The 22,085-nt window shown below is 61.0% G+C and carries 14 protein-coding genes; 6 read left to right on the forward strand and 8 right to left on the reverse strand.

Features of this window, described 5'->3' with window-relative positions; genetic code table 11:
* Nucleotides 1-81: 81 nt before the first annotated feature.
* From V5735_RS22635 to V5735_RS22650, 4 genes are all read right to left on the reverse strand, one after another.
* Complete coding sequence (locus V5735_RS22635; RefSeq protein ID WP_423747230.1) at nt 82-1,221, reverse strand: MFS transporter; 1,140 nt, start codon at nt 1,219-1,221, stop codon at nt 82-84.
* Between the two features lie 152 nt (nt 1,222-1,373).
* Nucleotides 1,374-2,519 carry a DUF1214 domain-containing protein gene (locus V5735_RS22640; protein ID WP_423746916.1) on the reverse strand — a complete coding sequence of 382 codons (1,146 nt, stop codon included), beginning with the start codon at nt 2,517-2,519 and terminating at the stop codon, nt 1,374-1,376.
* Nucleotides 2,520-2,931: 412 nt separating this feature from the next.
* Complete coding sequence (locus V5735_RS22645) at nt 2,932-3,252, reverse strand: hypothetical protein (RefSeq protein ID WP_423746917.1); 321 nt, start codon at nt 3,250-3,252, stop codon at nt 2,932-2,934.
* Nucleotides 3,253-3,258: 6 nt separating this feature from the next.
* Nucleotides 3,259-3,564, reverse strand: a complete 306-nt coding sequence (locus tag V5735_RS22650) for a CGCGG family rSAM-modified RiPP protein (RefSeq protein WP_423746918.1) — start codon at nt 3,562-3,564, stop codon at nt 3,259-3,261.
* A 91-nt stretch (nt 3,565-3,655) separates the two neighbouring features.
* Here V5735_RS22650 and V5735_RS22655 point away from each other — a divergent pair, with 91 nt between their 5' ends.
* Nucleotides 3,656-4,291 (forward strand): helix-turn-helix domain-containing protein, encoded by a 636-nt coding sequence (locus tag V5735_RS22655; protein WP_423746919.1) that lies wholly within the window; start codon nt 3,656-3,658, stop codon nt 4,289-4,291.
* A gap of 48 nt (nt 4,292-4,339) precedes the next feature.
* Here V5735_RS22655 and V5735_RS22660 read toward each other — a convergent pair whose 3' ends face one another.
* From V5735_RS22660 to V5735_RS22670, 3 genes are all read right to left on the reverse strand, one after another.
* Nucleotides 4,340-6,637, reverse strand: a complete 2,298-nt coding sequence (locus tag V5735_RS22660) for a nitric-oxide reductase large subunit (protein ID WP_423746920.1) — start codon at nt 6,635-6,637, stop codon at nt 4,340-4,342.
* A gap of 169 nt (nt 6,638-6,806) precedes the next feature.
* On the reverse strand, nt 6,807-9,044 hold the full coding sequence (locus V5735_RS22665) for an amino acid permease (RefSeq protein WP_423746921.1): 2,238 nt from the start codon (nt 9,042-9,044) through the stop codon (nt 6,807-6,809).
* A gap of 152 nt (nt 9,045-9,196) precedes the next feature.
* Nucleotides 9,197-9,928, reverse strand: a complete 732-nt coding sequence (locus V5735_RS22670; protein ID WP_423746922.1) for a DUF4397 domain-containing protein — start codon at nt 9,926-9,928, stop codon at nt 9,197-9,199.
* Nucleotides 9,929-10,135: 207 nt separating this feature from the next.
* On the opposite strand from V5735_RS22670, the gene V5735_RS22675 reads away from it, so the two are divergent.
* Nucleotides 10,136-10,828 (forward strand): DUF4352 domain-containing protein, encoded by a 693-nt coding sequence (locus tag V5735_RS22675; protein WP_423746923.1) that lies wholly within the window; start codon nt 10,136-10,138, stop codon nt 10,826-10,828.
* Nucleotides 10,829-10,955: 127 nt separating this feature from the next.
* Here V5735_RS22675 and V5735_RS22680 read toward each other — a convergent pair whose 3' ends face one another.
* Nucleotides 10,956-13,673 (reverse strand): FtsX-like permease family protein, encoded by a 2,718-nt coding sequence (locus V5735_RS22680; protein WP_423746924.1) that lies wholly within the window; start codon nt 13,671-13,673, stop codon nt 10,956-10,958.
* 750 nt (nt 13,674-14,423) lie between these two features.
* On the opposite strand from V5735_RS22680, the gene V5735_RS22685 reads away from it, so the two are divergent.
* The 4 genes from V5735_RS22685 (at nt 14,424) to V5735_RS22700 (ending at nt 22,081) form a co-directional block, all read left to right on the forward strand.
* On the forward strand, nt 14,424-15,500 hold the full coding sequence (locus V5735_RS22685; RefSeq protein WP_423746925.1) for a DUF1616 domain-containing protein: 1,077 nt from the start codon (nt 14,424-14,426) through the stop codon (nt 15,498-15,500).
* Nucleotides 15,501-15,509: 9 nt separating this feature from the next.
* Nucleotides 15,510-18,545, forward strand: a complete 3,036-nt coding sequence (locus tag V5735_RS22690; protein ID WP_423746926.1) for an FtsX-like permease family protein — start codon at nt 15,510-15,512, stop codon at nt 18,543-18,545.
* A complete protein-coding gene (locus tag V5735_RS22695; protein ID WP_423746927.1) occupies nt 18,542-20,170 on the forward strand; it encodes a sodium/phosphate symporter in 1,629 nt (542 codons plus the stop codon). The genes V5735_RS22690 and V5735_RS22695 overlap by 4 nt, the downstream gene beginning before the upstream one ends.
* A 588-nt stretch (nt 20,171-20,758) precedes the next feature.
* Nucleotides 20,759-22,081: a glycosyltransferase family 2 protein gene (locus V5735_RS22700; RefSeq protein WP_423746928.1), complete on the forward strand. Its 1,323-nt coding sequence runs from the start codon at nt 20,759-20,761 to the stop codon at nt 22,079-22,081.
* Nucleotides 22,082-22,085 lie beyond the last annotated feature (4 nt).

Raw genomic sequence — 22,085 nt, forward strand, 5'->3', positions numbered from 1 at the left:
TATCTTTAGATTACGGCCGCAGAACCCTCGTTGAATGCGGTTCTGGCAGACTATCGAACGACGCGCGGCGATTCGAGGACCCTACGCGCGATGGTCGCGTGGCGAATTCCCCGGCAGTCGGTTCGTCGTGTACAACCCTGCGAGGACGACGATGACACAACCGACGAGCGAGGCGAGGCCGATGAACACGACGTCGAATCGATAGCCCGCTTCGGTGAGCAATCCGACGGTCGCGGTGCCGTTCGCCTCGACCAGCAGAGAAATCCCGGTGAACGCCGCGTAGACGACGCCGCGGTTTTCGTCCGACAGCGAGTTGAGGAAGTAGGTGTCCAAGGCCGGAAACAGGCTGTGTATCGAGTACCCGATGGCGACCGAGACGACGGTTAGCGCGACGATGCCACCGGCGGCGGTGAGCGCGACCACCGACACCACGAACCCGGTCAGTATCCCGAGGATGTACGGGACGATGGGGAGGCGGTCGGCGAGCCGGCCGCCGAACCAGAACGCGGGCAGTCCGGCCGCGAACACGACGGTGAGAAGAAAGTTCGCCGTCGTCGTGGATATCCCCTTCGACGAGTCCAGATAGACGACGTAGAAGTTGAACAAGCCCTGCCACAGGAATCCCGCGACGCCGACCATCAGGAGGCCGACCGCGATGAGTCGCCAGTGGGAGCGCACGGCGGACAGAAACGCGCGATCCGGGGCGGACTCGTCGGCGATTCGGGACCCTCGAACGATGCTCGCCAACACGATGCTGAAGACGACTGCGACCGCCGCGAGCAGGACGAACACCGTCCGCCACGAGGAGACGAGTAAGATTCCGACGACGATGGTGGGGGCGAGGACCGCCGCCAGTTGCGACGCCGCCCCGTGGATGCCGACGGTTCGCCCGACCGCATCCGGATATAGTTCGGCGATTAGCGGCACGGCGGCGACGAAGTAGGCGCCGCTGGCGACGCCGAGTAGAAACGTCCCGACGCGAAGCGAGGCGATGGAATCCGCGACCGCGATGAGTCCCGACGACCCGGCGAGGACGAACCCCGTCGCGAGAACGGCCTGATACCGCGGGACGCGGGTGAGGACGTACCCCATCGGGATCCGCGGGAGTGCGGTGCCGAGCCACACCAGCGATATCAACACGCCGATGGTCGCCTGATCGGTCGAAAAGGCCACCGTCAGAGGTTCGAGCAGCGGTGCGAAGACGGTTCGCCCGAAGTTCATCAGGAATACGAGCCCGCAAAGCGTTCCGAACAGGCGGCGTCTCACTACCGTCCATACCGAGTCGGACGACTCAACCGTTGCGGAAACGGCAGGAGTGACGTTCGTGGCCGACGGGTCGTCGATGCGTTCCCGCCGACATCCGCGCGTTTATCTCACTCGACCGGCTGGGCCTCGGGGAACTGATAGCTTCCGTCGATGATCGGCTCGCGTGGTTTGTAGAGCCGGACGATATAGTGCCAACCCTCCGGCGTGTAGATGAAGTTCGGCTGGTCGGGGTCGCCACCGAAATGAATTGTCACGCTACCGTCATCGGCTCGCTCTGCGGTCACATTGTTGACCGAATACGCGTCGTACTTGTTCTCCTCGAGGTAGAGGTCACGGTTGTAGACGGTGACTGACCAGAACGCGTCGACGGGAACGCTTTCGTCGACGGTGAGTTCGTATGGTGTCTGACCGTCATTCTGGGTGGGAATCCGTTGGAGGAAGAGCGCCTCCGATGGCTGCGGGGGGCCGGACCATCCCGACGGACTGGCGACGAAAAATTTTACCGGGTCGACCTGACCGACGTCACCATACGCGCCCGAGAAGTTCTCGAGCGTGATAAAGACCGTCGTGAGCGCGTCGTCGAGTCGTTTGAATGATTGTGGGTCCCAGTTGGGAATCTCGAACGAGCCAGCCGACGCTTGTTCGACGCCGATCTCGTCCTGAAGTTGCCGAACTTGCTTTACATCGTCCGGGTCGTTAGGGTCAACAAACGTGCGGATCAGGACGCCAGCATACCGCGTCTCTACCATATCTTGTGTGATCGTGTACGTGCCAGGTTCGGTGACGCTCAGTTTCACATATTGGCACTCGTTCTGGACGTTCATCGACTGATATCGATCTCCGGTGTCTGGGAGCGTGATGGTGACTGGCTCGGTCAGATCGAACACCCCGAGTGAGTAGATAGTGTCACGATTTGTTTCGACGTCCAACTGCTGCCCGACGGGAGTTATATTTCTGAAATTATAGAGCCGTCCGAATCCGCCTGTGTCGACGGTTGCCTGGAATGAAGCATGACAGTTGGCGCGTGGGTAGTTCGACCACGTCACCGGGATTGCATTGGCATTGTCCGTCGTCTGTTGCTGGGTCTGTTCGGTGGTCCGGCTCGGCATGTCTTGGTGAGCGCTGGCACTACCGCTGCCCATCGCTAGCAACCCGGCGAGGCTTGCCACGCGAAGTGCGGTTCGGCGGGTCGTTTGCAGCGAGTTAGAATTCGATTCTGCGTCAGTCGCCGTGTCGTGTGTCTCGTTGCTCATGGTTGGTGCTTGTCTCTCCCCTCACGCGGTATTCACGGCACTGTCCCCATCCCGCTCGTGCTCTCGTACGACACCCTCCGATAAAGAAATGATGGTGAATTCACATACTATACTGATGTTCTTGCGATGAGAACTGTAGCAAGATCGACTCAGCCGTTCCGAGAGCAGTTCTCTCGGCACTGAGCAACTCTTTTTCCTGTTTGACGTTGTGAGCGTGCTGCATCTGCGCTGTATATCCCGCACGTCGCTGTGAACCCTCACCGACTGTGGCTTTCAACGAGGGGATTTCAACTAATGGAACGTTTCGGACCTCCTCGTCCGAGGCTACTCCGTCGGAAAAGCTAGCCGTTCGCCGAGTGACGGTGAATTGCCGTGTCGGTTCGTCGATAGCGATTTCGGGTGATGGACTCCGTTAGCCGTCCGGGTCGAAGAGTTCGATCGCCGTTCGCACCGCGTCGTCGTCCGTCGACGCGTCTTGCAACACCGAATCGGGCGTCGCCACGATACCGTTCACGATGGCGGTCGCCATCCGCTCGATGACCGCCCGCTGTTCCGCCGTGAGACCGTCCTCGCCGCCGAGTCGTTCGACCGCTCGCGCGACCTCCCGCCGTTCGAGTTCCGCCCCCCGGCGGTGAATCGCTCGCCGAACCGCCTCGGGATCCGCTTCGTTTCGGTCGAGTAGTTCGGTGGACGGGACGGATGGATTCCCGTTCCGGGTGTCGTTCGCGTCCATCGTGAATCAACCGACGTACACTCGGGTCACGTGGCCGCCGCACCCGCACTGGTCGACGTATTCACACTCGATATCCGAACCGAACTCGTCGTCCAGTGCGTCGAAGAGGTACGTTTCGGGGTGGCCGTGATTCGCGTGCGTGACCACGTTCACGTGGTTCCCCTGTGCCGTGTGCTCGACGGCATCCACGGCCTGCGAGCAGACGAGCCCTGTATCCTCGGCGTGCTCGGGTTTTTCGAGGTTCACCGACCACGAGTTGTCGTGAACCCGCTCCGTGACCGGTTCCGCGTCGTCGTGCGAGATGTCTGCCATAGGTACAGGTTAGATGCCGTCGATGGAAAACCGTCCCCCGAACATGTTCGTCGTGGATTATTGGGGGTCCCGACGACATCGTACGGTATCGATGGCAACCGCGAAACTCACGCTCACGCTTCCCGCCGGGACGTGGATCGGCGACGTCTCGACGACGTATCCGGATGCGAAATTCAGGGTACTGGCCGCCCTTCCCGCCGACGACGTCGGCGTCGGATTGCTCGAACTCACGGCCGCGGACCTCCCGCCGATACTCCGCGAGATGGACGACCACGACGGTATCGTCCACTTGGACCTGTTGCGGGCGTCCGACGATACGTGTCTCGTCGAGTTCGAGACGACCGAACCCCTCCTCTTGCTCTCGGTACAGGAGTCGGCGGTTCCGCTCGAACTCCCGCTCACGATAACCGACGGCGACGCGACGTTCGAGGTGACGGCCGCGCGCGAGCGACTTTCCGCGCTCGCCACGCAACTGGACCTGTTCGGCGTCCCGTTCGAGGTGGAGTACGTCCGCGAGATGGCCTCCTCCGAGAGTCTGTTGACCGACCGACAGCGGCGTTTGGTGCGAACCGCCGTCGAGTGTGGCTACTACGACTCGCCGCGAACCTGCACGCTCACCGAACTCGCGGCGCTGACCGACGTCGCAAAATCGACCGCCAGCGAAACGCTGCACCGCGCCGAGGGGACGATTATCAAACGGTACGTGACCGACGAGGTGGCGGAGTAACCGCCGAACGGTCGATGCCGGGTCCGATTGGGACCCGCCGATGGCGGTTCAGTCGTCGTCGTCCGTGAACACCCGACTCGGCACGCGTTGGTCGTCCGGTTCCGGGACCGGCGTCGTCACCTCGCGCTGCACGAACTGCTTTTTGAGCACGTCGTAGGCGAACACGAGCGTGCCGAGGATGAGCATTGAGTCGCCCGGCAACCGCGCCCAGAACAGGAGCTGTACCGTGTCGCTGTTGTAGAACGCGAGGCTCCGAGCGGCGTCGTAGCTCCCGGAGAACGCGGCTTCCAGTTGGAGGAAGCCGACGGGAAGGACGGAGACGAACACCATCACCGCGAGGCCGATGTTCCAGAGCCAGAACGCCCACCGAAGTCGCCGTTCCGTCCACGCGTCGGGTTTCGTCGTAAGCTGGAGCATGTAGGTCGCCATCCCCAGCGCGAGGAATCCGAACGCGCCGAACATGGCGGCGTGGGCGTGCCCAACCGTGAGGTACGTCCCGTGCTCGTAGTAGTTGACGAGCGGGAGGTTGATGAAGAACCCGAGCACGCCCGCGCCGACGAAGTTCCAGACGCCGCTGGCGATGATGAACATGAACGGGAGCGTGTAGGGGAACGACCCGTCGCTCCGCGCGAGCGTCCGGTACTCCCCGATGGCTTCGAACAGGATGAACACGAGCGGGAGCAGTTCGAGCGTCGAGAAGACGGAGCCGAAGGGCACCCACACGTCCGGTTGCCCGATCCACCAGTAGTGGTGGGAGACGCCGATGACGCCGGTTCCCATCACGAACAGCGCCTGGAACATGACGGCCTTCTCGGCCGACCGCTTTCGCAACAGGTTCATCGACACGAGCGTCAGGCCGACGATGGCGACGATGAAGAACTCGAACGCTCCTTCGACCCACATGTGGACGACCCACCAGCGCCAGAACTCGGTCACGACGATGTTCGTCTTCGGCGTGTAGAACATCCCCGCCGTGAACAGCAGGGCGATGGAGCCGCCTGCGTACAGAATCATGTGCGCGAGGCCGAACGATTCTTCGGACTTCAGGAGCGGTTTGAACCCGCGCGCGACGAGGACGGCCCACAGCCCGAATCCGGCGAGCAAGCCGAACTGCCAGACGCGACCCACTTCGAGGTACTCCAGCCCTTCGTTACCGATGAGCCACCAGAGCGCGCCGTCGATGTAGCCGTTCGCACCCAACCAGATGCCGGTCAGTCCGCCGACGGCGACGACGAGGAGCGCCCCGAGGAGCACGTTGACGTACGTGCTCTGATTCGCTCGCTCCTGTCCGGTCAGCAGCGGGGGTAAGAACAGCCCCGCGCCGAGCCAGAGGGTCGCTATCCACAGAATCGCGAGGTCGATGTGCCACGTCTTCGCGATGGCGAACGGGAGCAGCTTGACGAAATTAATCCCGAACAGCGCTCCGAGGCCGAAGAACCCGCCCCGCTCGATGTAGTAGTGGGCCAACAGCCCGCCGAGCAACACCTGTGCGACGAACAGGAGGGCGGCGATGGGGACGAACCGCGCCGCCGTCTTCTGACTCGGGAAGACCACGACGTCCTTCGGCGACGGTACCGTGATTCCCTTCGTCTCGGGTTCGGGAAGGTCGATGGATGTGTAGAGCCAGACGCCGATTCCGGCCGCCGCGACGAGCAGCACCATCGCGATGACGCTCCACGTCATCGACGCCGTCGGGGGCGTGTTTCCGGCGGCGGGTTCGTACGGCCAGTCGTTCGTGTACGTGTGGTCGCTCCCCGGCCGTTGGGTGTGGGAAATCCACGCCGTCCACATCGCGAAGTCGGCGAAGTCCCGTGCGTCCTCCTCCGAGGCGATCATCCCGCTCGGAACGCCGCGTTCGAGGTCGCCGTCGTGATACCGCTCGACGTACAGTTGCCGAACGTGCTCGTGGGCGTACAGTTCCGCGGCCGAGTACTGCACGCTGTCGCTCGGCCGACTCGCTTCGAGTTCGGTCGTCACCGTCGCGTTGACGACCGCTCGTTGTTCCGGCGAGAGCGCGCTGACCGGTTTATCGTACTTTTCCTTCGCGTAGTACTCCTTCATGTACTTCGTCTTCAACGACAACGCGTTCGCGGTGTAATCTGACCCAAAATAGGCACCGTTGCCGAGAATCGACCCGTGGTTCATCAGGCCGTCCGACTGGAAGACCCGTTTTCCTTCCTGTACTTGCGCCTTCGTCACGACCGTCTCCCCGTCCGGTCCGACGACCTTCTGTGGTATCGGTGGGGCGTGTTCGTAGGAATACCACGCACCTGCACCCATCACGATGAGATTCAGTACGAAGACGATTGCGAGCAGTTTTCCGAGCGTCGAGCGCTGTACCCTCATACAAGTGGGGCTTCGATAGGGCCTCTCATGTAACTCAATCGTCGTTCCCATCGGTGTGGAACGCCGCAAATATGTTCGGGAAAACGTTCGAGTGGGGTTCGACTGGGGGGCGTCGCGGCCCCCCTCCGGTCCCGCCGACGGTGCGAATTTCACGGCCTCGGGGATGCAGTCACGACGACGATTCCGTCGTCCCGAAGGCGACCCGTTCGAGGACCTTTCGCAGGAACGGCCGTCCCTCCGACTCGTCCGGATGGAACAACAGGACGCTGCCGTCGATGCGGTCGCTGATGTCGGTCGAGAAGTGGCCGAACAACAGCGTGTACAGGGTCGAGTGGGGAATCGTCCCGAGGACGACGAGGTCGGAGTCGGATGTGGTATCGACGAGCGTCCCGACGCGGTCGTCGGTGCGTATCAACTCCCATTCCGTTGGCACGCTCGATACGTCTTCGAGCCCCCGGTAGAAGTCCTCCGTGGCCTCGACCAGTTCGGGTGACGCGTCGTTCGCGACTGCGGTGACGAAGTGGAGGGTCGCATCGCTGTGGGTAGCGATTTCCGTCGCCACGGACACCTTCGCCGCGTTGAAGATGCCGGGTTCGACGAGCACCGTCACGGTCGAGATGTCCCCGAGGCCGCGATTTCGGAGGAATCCGACGTCACAGGGGGCGTGGTTCATGTACCAGTCGATGCCGGTGCCGAGCAACTCCGCGTGCAGGTAGTCGGGTTCCAGTTCTCCGAACACCGCGTCCGCGTCCATCTCGTCGGCGACGTTGACGACCGCGTGCCTCGGATTGTGCGTCACGAGTTCGTCGACGACGACCGACGTTTCCATCGACGGCAGCGATTCGGTGACTCGTTGTTCGAACCCGATATCGGCTTCCGACGATTCGACCATCGACGAGAGCGTCGTCTGCTCGGGGACCGCCTCTATCTTGGCGACTCGAAGCGTCCCGTCGTTCTTCGCGACGACGGACGCGCCCATCCGAACGAGCGCCCGCATCCGGGACGGGTCGGCGTCCTCGCCGACGACGACGAGGACGTTTTCGTGACTGTCGGCGACCGCCCGCTCGGTTCTGTCGAGCGTCTGCTGGCCCATCGACCGTCGGAGCGCGTCGAGGGCGGCCCCCTCGCGATCCGTCTTGTCCCGCCCGTAGAGGCGGTACCAACCGACGCCGACGACGAAGATGCCGACGGCACCCGCCAGCGGAATCAGTCCCAACTGCGTGAGCAACACGACGGTCCCGACAACGCCGAACAACTGCACCCACGGATAGCCCGGTGCGACGAATTCCGGGTCGTACCAGTCCAACGAACTCTCGCGAAACGCGACGAGGGCGACGTTGATGAGGCCGAAGACGACGATTTGGAACGCGCTGGCCAGTTTCGCCAACTCGTTGACCGGGACGAACGCGATGAGGACGAGCAGGACGACGCCGGTGAACGCGATGGCGGCGACCGGCGTCTTGAACCGACCGTTGATTCGGCTGAAGCGTTTGGGCGCGAGCGAATCTCGACTCATGGCGAGCGGGTATCGGGACGACGAGAGGATGCCCGCGTTCGCCATGCTCGTGAGCGCGAGGACGGCGATGCCCGCGACGGCGAGCCGAGCGGTTTCGCCCGCGAACTGGACGGCGGCGGCGGCCATCGGCGTCAGGTTGTGGTGGAGCGAGTCGGGCGGCGTGACGCCGACGATGACGAACACCGTGAGCGTGTAGAGGAACATCATCAGGACGACCGAGCCGAGGATTGCGCGCGGGATGGTGCGGCCCGGGTTTTCGACCTCCTCGGCCACGCTCGCGATTTTGGTGACGCCCGCGTAGGAGACGAACACGAACCCCGTCGCCGCGAGGAGACCCCCGCCGCCGTGGGAGAAAAACGGGTGGTAGAGGTCTCCATCGACGTACGTGCTCCCGTCGGCGACGAAGCCGACGAGCGAGAGCAACACGACGCTGACGATGGTCGCCTGTAATCTCCCGGTCTGTTTGACGCCCACCACGTTCACGCCGATGAGCAGGAGAGCGATTCCCAGTCCCACGACCGTGAGGAGGCCGGGCGGAATCTCCACGAGCAAGAGGAGGTACGCGCCGAGGCCGACCAGCGCGAACGCGCTCTTGAATACGAGCGAAAACCACGCCCCGATTCCGGCGATCGTTCCGGGAAGCGGTCCCATCGCCCGGTCGATGTACAGGTAGGTCCCCCCCGCCTCGGGCATGGCGGTGGCCATCTCCGCCTTCGATATCGCCGCGGGGAGGACGACGACCCCGGCCAAGAAGTACGCCAGTATGACCGCCGGTCCCGCCTTCGCCGCCGCGAGACCGGGCAACACGAAGATGCCGCTCCCGACCATCGCGCCGATGCTGATGGTCGTCGTCGATACTAAACCGAGGTCGCGTTCGAGGTCCTTGGGCATCGGCTTATTTCATCGACACGGGCAGGCGCTGTAACGTTATCGCCCTCCTGAGACGAGACCGCCGGACCGCTCGACGCCGCGTCGAAAGTGGTCACTCTCATCGAAGACTACCAGAAAACAAATGCGGTGTCGTTTCGCAGGTCGTCTGACCGCTACATCGTCGTTGTCGTCGTGGTCATCATCTCGGTCGGGGCGTCTATCGTCGGCAAGAGGTCGAAGGCCTGCGCCTCGTCGTTCGTCTGTAGGAGTCCGACGGCGAACGCCGAAACCACCGTGCCGCCCTCGAGGGTCACGTCGAACGTGGCGGCGGCCTCGTTCGTGCCCGCGGGTCGGATTTCGATGGTGTACGACCCCGCGGGAACCTCGACGTAATCGCTGGCGTTGCCGAACTCCAGTCCTTCGACGAGGACGTCGCCGTCAGCCGCGATATCGACGGCCGGTGCGTCGGGCGAGAGGTGGACCGCCCGCAAGCGCGCCTGGTCCCCGGACGGTTCCTCGTTCTCATCGACGAACACGAACGCCTGCGGACTGTCGAGCGTCCCCCCGGCGGCGATCGTGTAATCGGTGTTCGCATCGAGTGTGACCTGTTCGTCGATGACCGCACTCCCCCGGCCTTGTCCCGCCGGTGCGACCTGTATCGTGTGCTTCCCCGCGTCGAGGTCGAGATAGTCGCTCACGTCCTTGAACGCGACGTTCTGTAGGACGCGATTTCCGTCGACGTAGACGTCCACTTCCGGAGCGTCCGGAATCGCGTGGATGACCCGAACGCGGCTCGCGTTCCCGTTTTGGCTGGTGGTCGTGTCCTGTGCGCTCGAAATCCCCCCGAAAATCGGTACGCTGCTCACGCCGATGGCTCTGAGTACCTGTCGTCTGGTTTGCTTCATTTTGGTTCCCCCAACCGACAGTCAACCAGTTAGTAAAAAATGGTTTTCCCCGGACTAGTTTGGTCGGTCGACCGTCATCTGAGCAATTCTCGACTTTTTATTCGCCCTCTTTCCACCGAAACGCGCCATCATTACGCTATTTTTGAACGCTCAATTTTATAACTTTCTCTAGCATAGAATAATTAACAAAGAGGTGGTCCCCCTTGTGTGAAACGCAGAGACTTCATCGCTACGGTCAGTACCGGCATCGGGATCAGCGTGGCTGGGTGTTCTTCGTCGGGGAACTCACCGGGCGAGACGAGTTCCGGTACCGGAACGGCCACCACGTCACAGACGACGCAGACAACGGAGGGAACGACCACTACCGAGGCCGCTGAGACGGCCACTACGACCGAACATACCGATACAGCGACCACGAGTGAACGGACCGAGACGGCTACCACGACCGAACGGTCCGATTCGACTACGACGAGCACGACCGATGGGCAGACGGACGCGAATCTAACGCTCGGCGAGACGGCGACGTTCGGAAACGGCCTCGAAGGGACGGTCCGAAAATTCCGATTCGAATCGGAGTACGAGAGCGGCGGGACGACGCAAACGACCGACCAGACGTTCCTCTTCGTGGACTTTTCCGTCGCAAATCCCACGAATTCCCGTAAGAGCGTTCCGTCCGGGATGTCGATTTACGTGACGGTCGGAGGACGACGATACGACCCGACCGATTCCAACGGTGCCGTTCGCAGCCTCTATACGACCCGGTCGGTCGGGGCTGGTTCAACGAAGTCGGGAACCCTCATCTTCGAGGTCCCGAAAGGAACAACGCGCGGTGACGTGACCGCGTCTCTCGAATACTCCGGTTCCGGCGGAAAACGGACCCTGCAGTGGACGAGTGGGTAGGGACGTAACCACCCACGATATTTCTGCGACACGCGAAGTCGCTGCTCTGTCGTTTTCGCGCGTCGACCGGATACAACCGCCGGTCGTTACTCGCCGATCTCTCGATTTCGAAACCGGCTTTCCGAACCTACTCGTTGCCGTCTTTCCCCTTGTCGATTGTCCGGTCTGCTTGAACGATTCCGAATGCGGACGCCAGGACCATCCCCACTACGAAAATCGACGAGGTCCGCGATAATAGACCGCGTGAGGTCGGTTTCTTCGGTAAGGAGCGCGTACGCCGCTCGGCTTGCAGTGCGGTGGGGTCGGTCAGGAGGAACGGGAGTACCGCGACCGAGACACTCAGACAGGAGAGCACGAACGCTCCGACGATGGTTCCGAGAATCAAGAACGGTTCCGTCATCACCGTCAATCGGATTCCGAAGACCGTCAGCATCCCTCCGAGGGACATGGCAGAGACGATGCCGACGGCACAGAGAATCGCGATGAGAGATGCGGGTATCGATACCCGAACCACATCCCACAGCAGTACCTTCAGCAGTTGCCATCTGGTGGCACCAGTGGCGCGGTGAATGCCGATGGCTCGTCGACGAGCGTGTACCTCCTGTGCGAAGGTCGCCGTCGTGCTCCCGATGGTGGTGAGTCCCGCGAGGACCATCATCCCCGCGATGAGGAGTTTGAAATTCCCGAAGACGACTTCCACGGCTTGCCCGAGTCCACTCCCGCTCGAATAGTCGGTGTTTTGCGCGAGCGCCGACCGTACCCGCACATTACCCGTTACGTCGTACGTATCGGTCGCGAGTACCGTTCCGTTGGAAACGACTTTCGCGATGTACCGACCCGGCGGATACTGCTTCGATGAATCGGTTTCGTTGAGCGTCGCTGGGACGTTTTTCACACCGTATGCGGGAACCGTTCCAATCCGGCTCTGCGTCTCGAGTGGTGTGACGAGCGAGACGTTTCGATTCATGTCTCTCCCCCAGGGATTGGCAACTTGGATGGCGGCTTCGGGTTTCGTATCGACGTTGCCCTCGTTCGGTGTAATGTCGATGTCCGCGACCAAGTGTCGCGAGACGTCCGGCGAGATGAGAATGCGGGTCGTTTTCGTCCGCGCTCCTTTGCGTGCCGTCAGTTCATACGTCCCTGGCGTCGTCGGCAGCGTTACTATCGCCCGTCCTCGGTCGTTCGTCGTTGCGGTGATGTTCCCGATAGTAACCTTCGCGTTCGAGACGTTTTTCTCGGTGATCGTTCGAACGTTGACGCCGAGGTTCGCTCCCGGTGGTGCCTCGCTGGGAGTAATCGGAAGGACGAGTGGGGGTTTTCGATAGACGGTAATCGGCTGTGAATGTGCCCCGACGGTCAGGGAGTAGTTGCCCGGGTGGGCAACGCTCGCGTTCATCCGAACCGTCGTTCGTTCACCCGATTGAAGCGTGACCGATTCGTGGTGTGTCTGTTCACCGAGCGACATCGAGATGGTTCGAGTCCGTTCCGACGTGCCGATGTTTTGAACGCCGACGGTAACTGTGAGTGGCTGGTCGACACCCACCGCCTGTGGGGCAGCCACGCTACTGATGACTATCTTTTCGGTCTCGGACGTCCCCGATTGCCCTCTCTCGGTCTGTGGTGTGCCGCCCGCTGTCCGAATGAATTGAACCGTTCCCGGTTTCGTCGAGACGGTATGTGCGGTTTCCAGCGGGACGATGAGTTGGTCATCCTGTATTCCGGGCGCACGATACACGCCGACGACCCTCACCTGTGTGAACGCGGGCGACGTACTGCCGCCAACGAGGACCGTATCTCCGATCGTGATATTTACCGTCCGAGAAAGGTCGCGCCCGATGACCGCCTCTCTTGCTGAGCGTGGCGGATGTCCGTCGACGAGCTTCGCGTTCGAAACCGCGGCAAAGGCGGAATAGTTCGCCCCCCTCGCTAGGTAGGGTTTTCCGTCGGTGACCTGTACCGCGATGATTTCCGGGCTCGCGTCGATGCCCTGGTCGCGCAACGCCGTTGCGTACTGGGTATCGATGCGGCTCGCCATCGGGTACGGTGCGCCTGGTTCCGTGACGGTTCCCGTCGAAGCCGTAGCGAGCGGCGCAAGCACCCCGGCAAGCGACCCCGAAAGAAGAACGATGAGGGCGAAGACGGTCAACGTCGTCGCCGTCGGAATCACTGCTCGCCACGAAAGCAATCGAGGGAGGACGCACACCCCCATCCACGATTCCTGCTCCGTTCGTGTGACGGACGGATGTCTGTTGTCGTGATTGAGCTGTGATGGTGGTCGTGTCACCGTCGACCACGCAGCGCTCGCGCCTGCGAGCATCGCGGTACCGACCAGACAACACAACATCGGCAGTACGATACGCAGGACCGCTGGTGTGATACTCGGGTCGAGCGAGAAGGTCATCCCGAGGTGTATCGCAATTTGTACGACCGCCTGTATCGCGGCCACGCCGATACCGAAGCCCAAACCGCAACCGAGTGAGGCCAATACACCGGACCGTAGCGAAAAGATGCCGACGAGACGCCGCGCTGTCCCGCCGGTTGACCGAATAACGGCGATGGATTGGATTCGGTCTCGGACGCACATTTTCGTGACGTTGTAGAGGACGACAAGAATCAGAACGCTCGCAGCGATCGTCGCCGCGGTGAGTGCTCGAAGCACTTCACGCATTCCGCGGAGGAAATACGCAGACAGGGACGGTGTTATCGTTCCCGCTTGCGAGAGGTGCTGGCCATGCCCGCTCGATGCAGTTGTCTGTACGACGAGTGCACCGGTTTCTCCGTACGTCCGAACCGTGGATGGGTTTGCGACGAACCACGCATGCGGGAAGATGGAATCGTCCGTCACGTAGGGAACGACCTGAACGGAGACACGGGTTCCCGAATTGGTCCGTACACGCTGGTGGGTCGGTGTCGAGACTGCTCCACGAATGCCGGTGTCCGGTGGTGCTGGAATGGTTGCACGTCGCCACGATACGGAGAGGGCAGACAGTTCGGACGGTGCGTTTGCTGGCACCCCCACTACCGTGTGGTTCGCTCCGTTATACCGGATAGTCGTGAGAGGAAAGACGAGGTCGTTCTCGGTTGCGTTCTGCTGTGCGATTTCGGACGAGGGATACTGGTGTACGACCATCGAGTTGCTCGCGCCACCCGCAATAGCCGCCGATTGAGTGCTCGCCGCCGAGACCAGGAGTGTTGCGCCGACGAGAAATGCAACAGTGATTGCGATGATGAGTATTGCCAGCCGATCTCGCCGCGACCAGCGTGTCAAGAGTGCTCGGATATAGTTCATTTAGAATTCATTTTCCTGTAATATTTGGTTGATTGTTTGCGCTCTACTGGTTATCAGATACAGGAACTATTCAAAATTTACGGATAATAATATTGAAAATTCTTAAAATGATGTGAGACTTTCACGAACATCTACATTTACAAATACGTCGAAACTATAATTTTACTACCAATGTCTATATATTCATGGTGAGCACTCGACCAGTAGAGCACTGTCTCCTCCGGTGATTGGTTTTTCAGGCCAAGAAGGGAGAAATCGCTACCCCATCGGGGATTTTTTATTATGGTAGGGAGTAATGGGAAACCAATGGCTCGTGACGTCGACCTCCCGCTTCTTCTCCCTCGGCAAGTGCGCTCTCTTCCCGCGGATTTGGCTGCACTCTGTCTCTTTGTCTTCCTCACGCTCGTCGTCGTGTTGATACCCGGTCTCAATACGACACCGCTCCGTCCCGCAGTCGGTCTCGTATTCGTCCTCTTCCCACCGGGATACGCGTTCATCGCGGCACTCTTCCCGGAGGATACACCGGCAGAATCGATAGCGGATGAATCGTCGCCCGATTCCGAAGACTCCCGACTGCCACGCCCGGGTACCGGAATCGACGGTCTCGAACGAGTGGCGCTGTCGTTCGGGACGAGCATCGCAATCGTCCCGCTCATCGGATTGGTACTCAATTTCACCCCGTGGGGGATTCGACTCGTTCCCGTTCTGTTGAGCCTTAGTGCCTTCACGTTGTGCATGACTGCTATTGGGGCGGTTCGACGCAACCAACTGCCCACAGAAGAGCGGTTTTCCGTTCCCTACCGGAGTTGGTTCGGCCGTGCACGGGGCGAACTGTTCGAACCCGATACGCGCGCCGATGCCGTGTTGAACGTCGTCTTGGTCCTGAGCATCCTTCTCGCCACGGCGAGCGTCACCTACGCCGTTGCGGTTCCAAAGCAGGGCGAATCGTTCAGCGAGTTCTACCTGCTGACGAAGAACGACGACGGGAAATTGGTCGCCGACAACTACCCGGCAAACTTCACCCGAGGTGAGAGCAAGCCCGTCATCGTCGGTATCGAGAATCACGAACACGACCGCGAGCGCTACTCCGTCGTCGTGTTGTTACAGAACGTGACGATGGAGAACAACTCGACCGTGGTTAACGACCAGCAACCGCTGCAACGATACCGGACCACGCTCGGACAGAATAAGACGTGGCAAACAACACACAAAATCACGCCAGGGATGACGGGTGAGCGACTTCGCGTGCTCTATCTACTGTACAAGGACGGCGTCCCCCAGAACCCGACCGCGAACAACGCCTATCGGGAAGTGCACCTCTGGGTCAACGTAACCGCGGGCAACGAAACCGCCCCCGCCAAACGAGGCGCGCCGTCGCCATGAGGTGATTCCGTGGGGTATCGACGCGCACTGTTGACGCGGTGGTCTCGCCGCGACAAACTCGCCATCCTCGTTATCGCGGTGACGGTCGGCTTTTTGACGGGGACGACCATCGTCGTCGCCGCCGTGAGCACGCAAACGACGAGCATTGCCGCAGAGTACGGCACGGACGGAACCGCCGTTCACTACGATTCCGTCGCTCGTGCACAGGAGGAAGCAGGCGCGGGCGCGCTCGTCGTCCCGATGGCGACGGTGGAACTGCCGAACGGCGAAACGCGCTACGTTGCCGGTATCTCGAACCAACAGGCGTCCGCGTTCAAAACTGATTCCGACGTCTCGATACCTGCGCCACCGCCGGCGGGCGTAACGAGCGGTACGAGGACGACGAAGGGCAAACAACGACTCGTGGGTGACCGAGAGACCCTCACCGTAGCCGTCACGCCGCGGCCGTCCGGTCAGCAATTGATACCCTCCGATTGGTACGTCACCCAGCCAGACACGGTCAGGAAACTCGGTGCGTCCGGTGCGTACGTCATCACGCCCGAGAATTCCGGGAGTGGTGCGGCGGACGGTGCTGGAATCCCATCCCGTGGGGTCACGCTCCGCTCCGCGCTGGCGTTCTTCGTCACCGGCACGCGCCAGCTCCTCGCCGTCCTGACGCTGACCGCGGTCGGGGGGACGGTGCTCGTCGGCGTGACCATCTACAGCGTGATGAAGATGACCGTCCGCGACCGTCGGCAGTCGATTCGCGTCCTCCGCTCGACCGGTTGTCGGCCGCGCACCGTCCTCTCGTTGTTCGCACTGCGGGCCGGACTGCTCACCGCCATCGGCATCGGCGTGGGCTACGCCCTCGGCATCATTCTCCCGAATATCTCCGTCAACGCGGCCGTCTCGCTCGGCCTCCCGACGTCGCTGTCGGTACACGTCACTCGATTGGTTCTCACGGTGTTAGTTCCCCTGTACGTCGGGACGCTACTCGTCGCACTCGTCGCAGGGGCCGCTGCCGTGTGGCCGACTGTCAGCCCACCGCCTGCGCGCGTCACCGGCGAACTGGAACGGGACCAGACGCGAAAGGCCACGCAATCCCGGTTTCGACGGCTGTTCACGTTGCAACTGCTCGACTGGCGTGCGCTCGCCCCGAGCATGGCGACGCTGACCGTGTTCGTCACCGTCATCCTTCTCATGGGGTCAATTGCTGGCGTCATGACGCCGCTCATGAGTGCACAGGGAACGACGCTCACGGAACCCGGTGCGATACATCCGGTGGCGAGTAACGTTCCGCAACGGTATGCCGATGCGCTCCGGGCGAAAGGAATCGCTGCGAGCGCGGAAATCCTCCTCTTTACTGTCCATGACGGTCAACCGGTCGTCGCCCGCGGCGCGAATTATTCGGCGTTCGCATCGGTTTCCAACGCGACGCTCGAACGTGGAAGTCCGCCTCAGTCCGCGAACGAAGCCGTCGTCGGGGCTGACTTGGCTCGGACAGCAGGGATCGATGTTGGAGACACTGTCTCCCTGGGTGGTAGCACCCAAACCGCACTTACGCGGGTTCATGTCGTCGGCACCTACACCGCGCCCGGGCTGTACGACGATCAGCTCCTCGTGTCGCTTCCCGTCGCTCGACAGCTAGCGGGGAGACCAAACGGCTCCGTCCACATCGTTCGGACGCCCAAACGGCTCGAAGGCCGTCCTGACGCGTCCGTTGAACTCCTCGACGTGTCCGCACCGCCGCGGATCGAATCGACTCACCGCCTGCCGGTGACGGTTCGACTCCGAAACTTTGGGGACGAACCGGCGACACACAACGTGACGGCCACGCTCGGGGACGCCTCGAAAACCGTCCCCGTCCGTCTCGATGCGGGTTCACAGCGCGCGGTGACCGTTCGTTTGCCGACACCGGAGCCGGGGACCGCGACGCTCCGCGTCGGCAACGAGACGCGCTCGATAACCGTCGTCTCCCCCGACGCAATTCGAATCCGCGGGCTTCCGGAGGCCGCACCGCCGAACAGTACGCCCCACGTCCGGGTTTCGACGATGGCCGGGGAACCCGTAACGAACGCCTCCGTTCGCGTCTCCACTCCGAGGAACGGCTTGGACGCGATAGTTCGAACCGACGGAAACGGCAGCGTTGGAATCCCGTTCGGGACCGTCGGGAACTCGACCGTCCGCGTCATCGCCGGAAACCGGACCGTTACGCACACGGTGCAAGTGTCAGGGTCGGCGTCGCGGACGCTCGTCGCCGGTGTTGAGGTTCTGCCGAGCACGCCGAGTCTGTTGTCGCGGACGCGCGCTCGCCTTCGACTCTTCAACCCGTGGAACCGGACCCTCGATCGGGACCTTCGTCTCTCTGGCGGCGGTGCGGACGTACGGCGGACCGTTTCGGTCGCTCCTAGCGACACCGTGGTTAAGACGGTCCGCCTCGGGCAACAGACGCCCGGCTCACACTCGCTGTCGCTCGTCTCTGGCGGGCAACCCATCGCTTCCACATCGTACACCGTCACCGGGGACGACCGACTCGTTACCGCCTACGCGGGTGGTGGCAACGGAGCGGGTGGGACTGGAATCGGTCGGGCGTTGACCACGGCGTTCGGAAACCTGCAACTGCTCCTCCTCGTCCTCGTCTCCCTCGCGGGGCTCATGACCGTCGGGAGCACGACGGCCGTCTTCGCGCAAGCAGTCCACGCCCGCCAACGGGCTATCGGTATCTACCGAGCGACGGGCGCGTGGCCGACACGCGTGCTCCGACTCGTCGTCGGGGACGCGTTGTGCATCGGTGTCGTCGCCGTGAGCGGTGCGCTGGCGTTCGGGACGGGCACGCTGTTCGTTCTCGACCGCCTGAATTACCTCGTCGTCTATGGGGTTCGCATCTCGACCACGCTGACTCCGGGTGTCGTCGTCGGAAGCGTCCTCGGTGGCCTCACCGTCATGCTCCTGAGCGCGGGTCTCGTCGCGGCGCAGTTCTCGCGCCGACAACCCGCAAAATTGGTGAAAGATTCCGTTGCAACGACCGAGCGCGGACGCTCGTCGGACGGGAGGGGTGTCCAATGAGAAGACGCCCTTCGGTGGGACTCGTCGCGCTGGCCGTCGTTCTCATGGCACTCGCCACGCGCACGATCCCGCTGTACTGGAGTCCGTTGGCGTTCAATACGGACGGGTTCAAATTCGCCGGACTCGCCCGCGAGACGGTCCGGAACGGACACATCCCCGCCTCGATTGCGTCCTTCAACCCGGACGAATACACGTTTTCCGCGCTGCTCGCCATCTGTAGTCAGTTGACGGGTATCGAACCGCTGTACGTCGCTCAACTCCTTACCGCGAGCATCGGCGCGACGGCGTGTCTCTTCGTCGTCGTCGTCACTCGTCGGATCGGCTCCCGGCTCCGGTGGTCGCGGTTCGACGTTCGTATCGCGTCATTCGTGGCGGGCGTCGTTCTGGCGACGAACGGTATCTTCCTCGGCCGGTCGACGGCGGTGACGAGCGAGGGGTTGGGACACGTCTTCGTTATTCTGGGTGTCGTCGCGTTCGCACGTACGCTCCGCACGAACCGTCGTTCGTGGATGGCGGTCACGGGATTGGTGCTCGTCCTTCTTCCGCTCACGCATAATCTCAGCACCATCATCGGTGGGTTCGCCGTCGTTTCGCTGCTGGCGCTCTCGCTTCGCTCGTCCGCGGACAGGCGTGGATTAGTCATGCTGTTGACGGTCGTCGGATTCTGGACCTACGTAAGCGTCTACTACACCACGTTCAAACTCGACGAACTGAGCCGAATCTCCTCGGCTCCGGGCCTGTTCGTCGCGTGGGTCATCGTCCTCGTCCTGCTCACGGTGTGGCTCTCGACGGCAAGTTCCCGAATCCAGCGGGATTTGCCGTCGGTGGTGCTCCTGGGTGGGGCCGGTCTCATCACCGCAAACGCCGTGACGCCCATATTCCCCGGCACGGCGACGACGGGGAAACTACTGTTCGTGTATGTGCTTCCCGTTGCACTCGTCGGTCTCGTTGCGTTCCGCGGGGTTCCGCGGATTGTCGATGTTGGTTTCGATGGTTCGGCCGTCTTCGCCTTGCTTCTCGGCACGCTGTCGATAATCGGCTTCGCGCTGACCGGTGGGCTGACCGTTCCGTATCAGGACCTCGCGATTCGCGCCCAGACCTTCATCCACATCCCCTTTGCCGTGTTGGCTGGCATTGGTGTGATTCTCTCGGCCCGACGGTGGGACTCGCGTTCGATTCGCGCCGCCCTCGTCGTGGTCGTTCTCCTCTGTTCGGTCGTGAGTGCGCCCCTCGCATTTAGCGGCTTGCGAGCAACGTCCGCACAACCGCTGGTGACCCAATCGGAGTTCGAGACGGCGACGTTCGCGGCGACGCACACCGACCAATGGACGAGCGACGGCCACATGACGCGAATCGCGTCGAAATACTACCCCGGCCGTTCGACGCCATCCCAAACCGGCGTGTACGTTTGGCTCCACGACGGCGGGTCCGTTCCGAACTGCCCGGTCGTGGCACAGCGCTCGTGGACGACGGTCGGCGCACAGCTGTTTCCGGCATCTCCCGAGACGATAGATCGCCGTTCGTACGTTTCGGTGTCGCAGCGTCGGAATCTCGTCTATACTGTGAGTGGGGATGATCCGCTTATCGTTACCATTCCGATTGCCGACGATCAGTATCCGTGTTGATTCGTTTTAAGATGTCGTCCACCGTTCGATTCTCCTGATTCGAGCTCCAATGGTGATTGTTTCGAATATACTGATGTGGGATTATGTTAGTGGGGGCAGGTTTCTGCGAGACGGATTCGAAAATCACCTACGTCGAGACTCGTGTCGGTGATATTCTCTATGGCGATGGACCTTTGGAAAGCCAGCACGAAATTCTGTTTCGAGTCGGACTTTTCTCCTTTCCGGAGGCTTCGAAAACTGCCATGTACCGTTTGGGGATCATTTTACTTTGCGTTTTATATATCTCACCATCTACTGTCTAATTCAAAACAATCTTATATTTTACCTATCACATTTATTGTTTCTTCAATAGTTCATATGGTCGGTTTTGTTATCAGAAAATAATTTATGCATGCCGATAATGGTCTTTCTTATGATGGGTGATTCAAAAACTGCATGGCATATTCGGGGTCAGTACATCTCCTGTATCACACCACTAATACGGACTGTGAATAACAAATCCGTTCCGAATGTTTGTGGGATGAACCGGGCGCTACGCGGTTCTACAATCTTCCGTCACCAAAACTGAGAATTTGGAGTAATTTATCAATGTCTGATTCACAGCTGTTAAACGACGATTATCCTCCCACACTGGACGAAACGAAGGCGAAGCCGGTAATCGGTCTCATCGCGACCGAAACCAACAGTGGTGACATCACTAGGAGCATCCTCCGTGCGACCGAAAACGGTCATCGAGTACTGGTGACGTACCAGCAAAGTCCGAACATCGAGGCGGTTCGATTTGCGGATACGCTCGGTGCACAAGTCGTCACTCCCAGCGTCGAGAATCCGGATCTCGACGACCTACGAACAGAGCTTACCAACACTGCTCAGGCGCTCTCGTTCCCCGGTATCGTCGTCCACACGGGAAGTGGCCGTATCGATTTCGCTCGAAGCCGTTCGCTTCACGCCGAAAGCGGATACCTGGTCGATGCAGTCACCGAGGACGCGAAAACGTACCAAGACGCGATTTCGACGCTCGCCGCGGTTCCCGCGTACAACGAAGCGGATAGCATTGCACAGGTCGTTGCCGACGCAAACGGTCACGCGGATGAAGTCCTCGTCGTTGACGACGGGAGCGATGACCGCACTGCAGAGCGGGCGAGAGAAGCGGGCGCAACCGTCGTCGAACACGAGGTAAACAGCGGGTACGGCGCTGCTCTCAAGACGACGTTTGTCGAAGCCCACCGTCTCAGCGTTGACCATCTCGTTATCCTCGATGGTGACGGACAACACGACGCGTCGGATATCCCCAAACTCGTTGAGACACAACAGGAGTCGGACGTCGATATCGTCATTGGCAGTCGATTCGCCGAGGGTTCGGAAACAGAAATGCCGCTCTATCGTCGGTTCGGGCTCGCAGTCGTTAACAGCCTTACGAATCTCAGCATGGGTGTCGTTCGAAAGCGCTCTCGTGTCCAAGATACCCAGAGTGGTTTCCGGGCGTATAACGAACGAGCAATCGAATCGCTGGCGACCGATCCGAGCATCGGCGACCATATGAACGCGAGTACTGACATCCTCTATCACGCGCACCAACACGATTACGAAATTGAGGAAGTCGGTACGACGATTCGCTACGACGTCGAGGATGCGAACAGTCACAACCCTCTCTCCCACGGGCTCGTTCTCGTCAGCAACATCCTGAAGACGGTTGAGCGCGACCGACCGATAACCTCGCTTGGATTGCCAGGATTTGTAAGTGCGTTTGCTGGTCTCGGATTCGGGTACTGGACATTCTCAAACTATATAGCGACCGGAACTTTTCCATTAGGATTAGCGATCACTTCTGTATTTTTTTCATTAGCTGGAATATTCTCCTGCTTCACAGCAATAATTTTACATTCTTTAAATACAAATTTAGATTATTGATGGT

The sequence above is a fragment of the Haladaptatus sp. SPP-AMP-3 genome (genome assembly GCF_049568665.1).
In the GTDB taxonomy this organism is placed as follows: domain Archaea; phylum Halobacteriota; class Halobacteria; order Halobacteriales; family Haladaptataceae; genus Haladaptatus; species Haladaptatus paucihalophilus.